Raw genomic sequence first — 3898 nt, forward strand, 5'->3', positions numbered from 1 at the left:
AACATTTTTGCTGCGGCAAAGCCTGTTCCAAATTCAATACCACGTACTGCAGGTATTGCAAAAACAGCATGACTAATTAGTGACTCTACGGAATCAAAAAACGGTTCGCCCAAACCAACGGGTAAATTATTTACCCGGCATTCTACAATACCACCGATGCTGTCTTTTTCATCAATGGCTTTTTGCAAGCCCTTATCTAGATCATCTTCTCCACCTATTTCTACAATACTTGATTCTACTTTTATTTGCTGTAGCAATTTTTTTGCAACCACACCCGCTGCAACTAACGATACGGTTAACCTGCCACTGAAATGCCCGCTGCCCCTGAAATCTTCGTAACCGCCAAATTTTGTATGTGCTGTAAAATCGGCATGGCCCGGCCTGGGAAAAGCCCGTTGCTTTTCATAATCACCACTCCGTGTATTTTTATTTTCAAACAAAATAGTCAATGGAGCCCCTGTTGTTTTTCCGTTAAACCATCCCGTAATTATTTTTGGAATATCGTCTTCTTTACGGGGTGTGGTACCTTTAGTGCCACCTTTTCTTCTTTCAATATCAATAAAAAAATCTTCCGCAGATAAATCCAATCCAGCCGGGCAGCCATCAATGGTAAGTCCAGCACAATCGCCATGCGATTCGCCAAAAATATGTACCCGGAATAAACGACCAAAAGAATTCATTCTTAAAATTTAATTGTTTAAAAATACATCAGCATTTAATAATTTTAAATGCTCATAAAAATCAGGATATGATTTATTAATAGCTGCTGCTTCATCAATAACAGTTTCTCCATTTGCCTTTAATGCAGCTACTGCACAAGCCATTGCAATTCTATGATCATGATGGGAATGAACTGGTGCACCTTTTACTGCTCCGCCTCCTTTTATCATCATAAGATCATCCTGCAAAATTATTTCCACTCCCATTTTTGCAAACTCCTGCTGCAAAGTTAATGCCCGGTTACTTTCTTTATGTGCTAAACGGCTTACGCCTTCAATAACTGTTGTGCCATTGCAATATGCTGCTAACGCAACCAGGGGAGGAAAGAGATCAGGACAATCAGTTGCATTGAAATGAAAACCCTTAACCCCTAAAGGGGGATAAGCACATTCAATTTTATTTTCTTCGATGGAAAGTTTGCATCCGCAATCGCTAAGTGCTTCTAATATCTTTCTATCAGCCTGGGTGGAAAAAACATCCAATCCTTTTACAGTAATATTTCCTGCTACTGCGCCAGCTACTAATAAAAAAGCGGCGCCACTCCAATCGCCTTCCACCGTATAGTTGATAGTTGATGGTTGATGGTTGACAGGATTGATAGTGAAAGATTGGTAGTTATTATTTTCCACTTCATAACCAAAATGTTTCATCACCTGTAAAGTCAAATCAATGTAGGGTTTACTTTTTAAATTAATTACAGTGATGGTAACAGCATGTGTAGCCGCTTTTGCATACGCAAATAATAAACCGGTTAAAAATTGCGAACTCAATGACCCGTCAATCGTAATATCTTTTGGCTGCAACGGTCCTTTTATTTTTAAGGGCAGCATGCCATTATTAGATGTTACTTCAATATCAAGCTGCGGAAATATTTCATCAAAAAAATCCATGGGGCGTTTTAATAAACTTCCGGTACCGGTAATACCAATTTCTTTATTACTTAATGCAGCGATGGGAGTAAACATTCTAATACTTAAGCCACTTTCTCCACAATTAATGCCCCCATGCCCTGAAGGGGAGATAAAGCCAGAAGAGTTTATTATTAAATTCCCATCTTTTTGCTGCGGTATAGCTGCACCCAATTTTTGAATTATATCCACCGCCGCTAAGTCATCATTGCTTTTTCCAGGGTTAAAAATTACGGTTTCACCATCATGCAACAATGCTGCTGCACATGCCCGCTGCATCGAACTTTTGCTGGTAGGTGCTACAATTGTTCCGTTTATTACCGAAGGTTTTATTGTTACGTTCACTATAATATTTCTTTTAAATGCTTGTGCAAATCATCCAGCTTAACAGATTTAATTACTGCTTCACCAATTTTATTCAGCAGGATAAAATTCACTTCGTTTTTAATTCTTTTTTTATCCATCTTTAATACCTCAAAAACTTTTTCGTATTCTGTTTCAATATCAACCGGCAAATGATATTTAGCCAGCAATTTTACAATACGTATAGCTTCCTCAAAATGAAAATCATTAATTTGTTCTGATAAATTACAGGCGGCCACCATGCCAATACTTACCGCATGGCCATGTAAAATATGATGCAGGTTTTCCACTGCGTGCCCAATGGTGTGACCAAAATTCAGCAGCTTTCTATCGGCCTGTTCAAATTCATCAATAACAACAATGGCAGTTTTAATATTTACATTTATTTCAATTAACTCTGCCAGCAGCAAAGCATCTTTTCTAAAATCGTTGAGCGTATATTTTTCTAAAACCGAAAACAACACCGCATCTTTTATACAGGCATGCTTTATTACTTCGGCAAAACCGTTTACCCATTGTTCGTTAGGTAAAGTTTGCAGCAGCGAATAATCAAAAAGAATAAACTCCGGTTGTTTTATCAGCCCCACCAAATTTTTATACAACCCAACATCAACCCCATTTTTTCCACCAATGGCCGCATCTACCATTGCTAAAATTGTACTGGGCACAAACCCAAATTTTAATCCCCTCATGTACACACTGGCAGCGTAACCTGTAATATCTGTAACCACACCTCCGCCTACCCCAACAATAAATGTTTTGCGGTCTGCCTCCAGTTCAATCAACCGGTTAATAATAAAATCTACTGTTGCCTGGTGCTTATGCTCCTCTCCAGCTTTTATTACTATCGTTTTCCAATCCTCAAATTTTTGCTGATGTAATTCAAAAACATTTTCATCAGTAATTAAAATAGTATTGTCTCTTTCAACTATCTCATCTAAGTAAGAAAACGATGCATCAAAATAATAAGCTACATTTTTTTCAGAAAAAGTATTTTCAACTACAGTCATTAAAAATAAATTTTAGCTGTTCATAATATTATTCTGATGGTTGATACTTTCCAAATGTATAGCATCAAAATATTTAGTAATAAATTCTTTACTTAGACCCAGCTTATCGCCTTTTTGATATGCCTTTTCTAAAATTTCATTCCAGCGGTTGGTTTGCAAAATAGTAATGTTGTTATTCTTTTTGTACGTACCAATTTTATCAGCGATCTGCATACGCTGTCCTAAAATCGTCATCAGTTCATCATCCAGCTGGTTAATTTGCTCTCTCAAAGTTGCCAATGCAGTAACAAATTCCTTTTCATCAGTGTTCTCACTACGCCATATAAGTGCATCCAGCATTTCGGCTAAGCGTTCCGGTGTTATCTGCTGTTTGGCATCACTCCAGGCATTATCCGGATCAATATGGCTCTCAATCATCACACCATCAAAATCAAGATCAATACTTTTTTGAGCAACTGATTGCAACAACGTTCTGTTACCACAAATATGCGAAGGATCGCATATCAATGGCATTTCCGGAAACCTGCGTTTCATTTCAATAGGCAAATGCCACATGGGGGCGTTTCTAAATTCGGTATTACCGTAAGAAGAAAATCCACGGTGGATCATACCCACTTGTTTGATGCCCACTTTTTGTAACCTTTCAATGCCACCCGTCCATAGTTCCAGATCCGGATTGATAGGATTTTTTATCAGCACCGGCACATCCACTCCACGCAGTGCATCGGCTATTTCCTGCACACTAAAAGGATTTACAGTTGTTCTTGCACCAATCCAAAGCATATCCACATCAAACTGTAATGCATCCTGCACATGTTTAGCTGTTGCTACCTCAACGGTAATGGGTAGCCCCGTAATTTTTTTTGCCTGCGCCAGCCAGGGTAGCCCTTTTGTACC

At 38.4% G+C, this 3898-nt stretch carries 4 protein-coding genes; all 4 read right to left on the reverse strand.

Annotation, left to right across the window (positions count from 1 at the left end; all coding sequences use genetic code 11):
* Positions 1-680: chorismate synthase (locus ACY65O_RS05175; protein WP_462219783.1), on the reverse strand; the 680-nt coding region annotated here is incomplete at its 3' end.
* 9 nt (positions 681-689) lie between these two features.
* Complete coding sequence (aroA, locus tag ACY65O_RS05180; protein ID WP_462219784.1) at positions 690-1973, reverse strand: 3-phosphoshikimate 1-carboxyvinyltransferase; 1284 nt, start codon at positions 1971-1973, stop codon at positions 690-692.
* On the reverse strand, positions 1973-3001 hold the full coding sequence (gene aroB / locus ACY65O_RS05185) for a 3-dehydroquinate synthase (protein WP_462219785.1): 1029 nt from the start codon (positions 2999-3001) through the stop codon (positions 1973-1975). The genes aroA and aroB overlap by 1 nt, the downstream gene beginning before the upstream one ends.
* A 12-nt stretch (positions 3002-3013) precedes the next feature.
* Positions 3014-3898 (reverse strand): chorismate mutase (locus tag ACY65O_RS05190; protein WP_462219786.1); only part of this gene is annotated, 885 nt, incomplete at its 5' end.

Source organism: Ferruginibacter sp. (genome assembly GCF_031430955.1).
In the GTDB taxonomy this organism is placed as follows: Bacteria; Bacteroidota; Bacteroidia; order Chitinophagales; family Chitinophagaceae; genus Ferruginibacter.